2 protein-coding genes, 1 other RNA gene and 1 pseudogene are annotated in these 3,596 nt (G+C 71.0%); 2 read left to right on the top strand and 2 right to left on the bottom strand.

Annotated elements, in window-relative coordinates; translation table 11 throughout:
• The first annotated feature begins 361 nt into the window (after positions 1–361).
• Positions 362–1,801 (top strand): RNB domain-containing ribonuclease, encoded by a 1,440-nt coding sequence (locus QMK30_RS38155; protein ID WP_283522918.1) that lies wholly within the window; start codon positions 362–364, stop codon positions 1,799–1,801.
• On the opposite strand, the gene QMK30_RS38150 is transcribed toward QMK30_RS38155, so the two are convergent.
• On the bottom strand, positions 1,752–2,348 hold the full coding sequence (locus QMK30_RS38150) for a hypothetical protein (protein ID WP_283522917.1): 597 nt from the start codon (positions 2,346–2,348) through the stop codon (positions 1,752–1,754). The two genes, QMK30_RS38155 and QMK30_RS38150, sit on opposite strands and share 50 nt — an antisense overlap.
• Positions 2,349–2,429: 81 nt before the next feature.
• On the opposite strand from QMK30_RS38150, the gene rnpB reads away from it, so the two are divergent.
• Positions 2,430–2,833: RNase P RNA component class A (gene rnpB, locus QMK30_RS38145), an RNA gene on the top strand.
• Between the two features lie 154 nt (positions 2,834–2,987).
• On the opposite strand, the pseudogene QMK30_RS38140 reads toward rnpB, so the two are convergent.
• Positions 2,988–3,467 (bottom strand): annotated as a pseudogene (locus QMK30_RS38140) (methyltransferase domain-containing protein); the annotation flags it as partial.
• Positions 3,468–3,596 lie beyond the last annotated feature (129 nt).

Here is a 3,596-nt window from a genome sequence, read left to right as displayed (position 1 = left end):
GTGCCCTCAAGCGCCGGACGGGCTGAAAACCCGCCCGCTTCAGCCCGTCCGGCGTTTGAGGACCGGGGTCTGGGGCGGAGCCCCAGTTACGGGAAGGGGCGGGTAGGGGACCAGCGCCGCAGGCAACCCGCACCGGCCCACATACCCGCACCGGCCCACGTACCGGCACCGGCCCACGTACCGGCACCGGCACCCGTACCGGCACCCGTACCGGCACCCGTACCGGCACCCGTACCGGCCCACGTACCGGCACCCCGTACCCGTACTGGCCCGAGCACCCGCACCGCCCAGCTGCCCACTCACTCACACTGACTCACCCACCCACCGCGCCCCAAGCCCGTGTCCGCCCTACGCTCGGACCATGCCCCGCCGCCATATCCACGTGACCGGTGCCGCCGAAGCCGCACTACGGGCCGCCCTGCGCGCGCTGCGCACCAGGCTCGACGTGCCGGGCGAGTTCCCGCCCGATGTCCTCGCGGCAGCGGAGGCCGCCGCCAAGGCGCCGCGGCTGCCCGAACAGGACGCGACCGACCTCGCCCTGTTCACGATCGACCCGCCCACCTCGGTCGACCTCGACCAGGCCATGCACCTGGCCCGACGTGAGGGCGGCGGCTTCCGGGTGCATTATGCGATCGCCGACGTCGCCGCCTTCGTCACCCCCGGCGGCGCCCTCGACGCGGAGGCGCACCGCCGGGTGACGACCCTCTACTTTCCCGACGGGAAGGTCCCGCTGCACCCGCCGCTGCTCTCCGAGGGCGCCGCGAGCCTGCTGCCCGACCAGGTCACCCCCGCCCTGCTCTGGCGCATCGACCTCGACGCGGACGGCCGCACCGAGGCGACGGACGTGCGCCGCGCGCTCGTACGCAGCCGGGCCAAGCTCGACTACGCCGGCGTCCAGCGGCGGATCGACGCGGGGACGGCCGAGGAGCCGCTGGCGCTGCTCAAGGACATCGGGCTACTGCGCGAGGCGCTGGAACGCGAACGCGGCGGGATCTCCCTCAACGTGCCCGAGCAGGAGGTTGTCGAGCGCGAGGGCGCGTACTCCATCGAATACCGCGCCCCGCTCCCCGCCGACGGCTGGAACGCCCAGATCTCCCTGCTCACCGGCATGGCCGCCGCCGACCTGATGACGGCCGCGGGCACCGGCATCCTGCGCACCTTGCCGACCGCCCCCGACGGCGCCGTGGCCCGACTGCGCCGCACCGCCAAGGCCTTGGGTATCGACTGGCCGCATCACGTCCCGTACTCCGAGGTCATCCGCTCCCTCGACCCGAGCAGGCCCGCGCACGCCGCGTTCCTCCAGGAGTGCACGACGCTGTTGCGCGGTGCCGGCTACACCGTCTTCGAGCACGGCGAGGTCCCCGAACCCGCCGTGCACGCCGCGGTCGCCGCCGCCTACACCCACTGCACGGCCCCGCTGCGCCGCCTCGTCGACCGCTACGCCGGGGAGCTGTGCCTCGCCGCCGCCGCGGGTGAGGAGCCGCCCGCGTGGACCCGCGAGGCCCTGGCCGCGCTCCCGCAGGAGATGGCTGACGGCACCCGGCGCGCGAACACCGCCGAGCGCGAGTGCGTGGACCTCGTCGAGGCGGCGGTGCTCGAGGACCGGGTGGGCGAACTGTTCGACGCCCGTGTCGTGGACATCAAGGACAACGAACCCACCGTAGGCACAGTCCAGTTGGAGGACCCGGCGATCGTCGCCCGCATCGAGGGCGACGGCAGCCTCCCGCTGGGCGAGCGCATCAGGGTCCGGCTCACCCAGGCGGACCCGGGGTCGGCGAAGGTGCTGTTCGCCCCCGTGTGACGGCGGCGACGAGGGCGCGCGGGTCGTCGGCGTGAAACCGTACGGCCCGCGCCTCACCGAGCGCCCCGAGCGGCCGTACGTATCCGACAGGCTCCGTCAGCTCCACGGTCACGGAGGTCTGCTCGCCCACGGCCAGGGTCAGCACGCCGTCCTCGTCCACCTTGGTGAAACGCAGGTCGACCCGTTCGGACTCGATCGCCGCGGCAGGCACCCGCACGTCCCACAGCACGCCGTACCGGATGCGCAGCGACCCGTCCGCCTCCACCCCATGGGGCCGCGTCACGCAGGCGGCCTGGAACGCGAGCACCCGCACCACCCCGTACACATCGATGACCAGCACAATCCGGTGCACCAGCGGCCACGGGACGAGCAGCGCCAGCATCACGGTCTCGACGAGAGAGACGAAGAGCAGGGCGTAGAGCATCGCGGTCTGCGGCCCGGTGTACGGCGCGGGGTGCGCGCCGTCGCCCAGGCCGTGCCGCCGCCGGGCCACCCACAGCCCGAGGCTGTACAGCGCCCGCTCGACGGGCAGCCATATATCTGTCATCGGGCAACCCTGACCGCGAGCGTCCCCGTCGTCGCGTCGGGGCGGCCCGACCCGGGCGGGTAGCATGGTCGGCACGGCAGACGAGCCGGCTGGACGGTCGCGTCAGTACCTCTCGGGGTGCTGCCGAGGAACGTCCGGGCTCCACAGGGCAGGGTGGTGGGTAACGCCCACCCGGGGTGACCCGCGGGACAGTGCCACAGAAAGTAGACCGCCCGGGACTTCGGTCCCGGGTAAGGGTGAAACGGTGGTGTAAGAGACCACCAGCGCCTGAGGTGACTCAGGCGGCTAGGTAAACCCCACCCGGAGCAAGGTCAAGAGAGGTCGTCGCAAGACGGCCTTGCGCGGACGTTCGAGGGCTGCTCGCCCGAGTCCGCGGGTAGACCGCACGAGGCCGGTGGCAACGCCGGCCCTAGATGGATGGCCGTCTCCCGACGGGCCGCGAGGCCCGCCGGCGACAGAACCCGGCGTATAGGCTGACTCGTCTGTCGGTTAGTTTGTGAAAGCCCCCTGAGCTGCGAATAAGCAGGTCAGGGGGCCTTCTCGTGTGAGGCACACGGATGCGGCAACCCTGGGTGGTCGGTTCCATTTCCGTCCGTTCCTGGGTGCCCTGTGGCGATTGTGTGGCGCTGCGGGCGGGTCTCAGACCTGCCAGGATTCAGCCGGGTCATCTACCCATGCGCTCTGCCCTTCCGCTGTAACGGTGAGCCCGAAGCGCTCGTATCCGGGCTTGCCCTTCCCCGCCCACCAGCGGTACGCGGACTCGGCTTCGTCCCACAGCTTGCGGGGGCCCGATTGCCACACCTGCGCGTCGTCCCCGTCGCGGAACATCACGCACGCCCATGAGTGGTCCGTGAGTCCGTAGAACCACACAGGGCGCTTGTTGTCGCGCTTGTCGGCCACGACGTGTACGCAGCCTCGGACCTTGATCCCCACGGCGAACCGTTGAGGGCTGAATCGATCCCCCAGGAAGTCGTCTTCCGTGATCGTGGTGGACGACTTGTCACGGTCGGCCACGTCGCCGCTGACGTACTCGGAGTGCACCACGGGTGAGAGGCGTTGGGTGCGCGCCTTCATGAACTCCACCGGTCCTGTGAACGGACCTGTGGCGCTCTCTCCGTCGTCTGTGAGGTTCCCCCGTTACTCGGGAGATGCTGATCAGCTGGTCAGGGAGGGTTGACGGGGTTTCAGGTTCGCTCTTCTGGTCGTTGCCTGATCGGAGTAGTACCTCTCCTCGAACTCGATCGGGCT

Source organism: Streptomyces sp. H27-C3 (assembly GCF_030063415.1).
Lineage (GTDB): Bacteria > Actinomycetota > Actinomycetes > Streptomycetales > Streptomycetaceae > Streptomyces.
This window is presented reverse-complemented; position numbering and strand designations above follow the sequence as displayed.

What these genes read in the sequence shown, in the direction of transcription:
- QMK30_RS38155 (WP_283522918.1), top strand. Translation starts at nt 362, where the DNA reads ATGCCCCGCCGCCATATCCACGTGACCGGTGCCGCCGAAGCCGCACTA.
- QMK30_RS38150 (WP_283522917.1), bottom strand. Translation starts at nt 2,348, where the DNA reads ATGACAGATATATGGCTGCCCGTCGAGCGGGCGCTGTACAGCCTCGGG.